Source organism: Pseudomonas sp. EA_65y_Pfl1_P113 (genome assembly GCF_963970525.1).
In the GTDB taxonomy this organism is placed as follows: Bacteria; Pseudomonadota; Gammaproteobacteria; order Pseudomonadales; family Pseudomonadaceae; genus Aquipseudomonas; species Aquipseudomonas tritici.
The window spans coordinates 1-682 of the sequence record NZ_CAXAQM010000180.1 but is presented as its reverse complement, the minus strand read 5'-3'; the positions used below and the strand labels follow the sequence as shown (position 1 = coordinate 682).

The following is a 682-nucleotide window of genomic DNA, read 5'->3' as shown; positions in this document are numbered from 1 at the left end:
ACCGAGCCCAGAAAGCGCGATCCCGCGCACACGAAAGGGGCGGACCAGCAACGCTGATCCGCCCTTGGCCTTACCGCTGATACAATACAGTGCTGACCGTATCGCGCAGCGCACCGTGACGGCGCGACTTGCACGTGCTGACCACGACCGGCACGATTTTTTCAACCCCCGTAACGTCGATGACCTTGACCTTGGGATCACGCCCCTTGTTCAGACCGATGGCGTAGGAAACCGCTTGCGGCTTGAACTTGTCAGCCAGACTGAGAAAGTCCTCGCATGAGACTTCTTCGCCACCCTTGCGCGTGTTGACGAATTGATTGGTGGTGACGACGCCATTTTTGACAGAAACGGGCTTGGCGCTCTGCGCGGAGACTGGACCAGCAAGAGCAACCGCAAGGAGGCTGGTGAAAAGAAGTGTTGGCTTGAGCATGGGCGGACCTTTCTGATCGTGTTCGCAAGCGAACGCACGAGGTGAACATCGAAAGACCGCGATCCGGACAACAAGTACTGCATCGGCTATCCGGTCGCGATCATCGCCTATTTAGGTCGGCCCGACTGCCCGTTTGATCATACCTAGATATGGGTTTCGGCTTTAGCTCTACGTCGGTCTGCAATTCGTCGGAACTGCAGCCGCGTGCGCCGCTCAATCAAGCGGACCAAGCACATCGGCGAGATAGCCGGC

General features: G+C 57.9%; 1 protein-coding gene. It reads right to left on the bottom strand.

Features of this window, described 5'->3' with window-relative positions:
• Positions 1-70 precede the first annotated feature (70 nt).
• Complete coding sequence (locus AACY52_RS29005) at positions 71-430, bottom strand: HdeA/HdeB family chaperone (protein WP_033965117.1); 360 nt, start codon at positions 428-430, stop codon at positions 71-73.
• Positions 431-682: the final 252 nt, after the last annotated feature.

Excerpts from the sequence above, each read along its gene's own strand:
- AACY52_RS29005 (WP_033965117.1), bottom strand. The coding sequence starts at position 430 with ATGCTCAAGCCAACACTTCTTTTCACCAGCCTCCTTGCGGTTGCTCTT.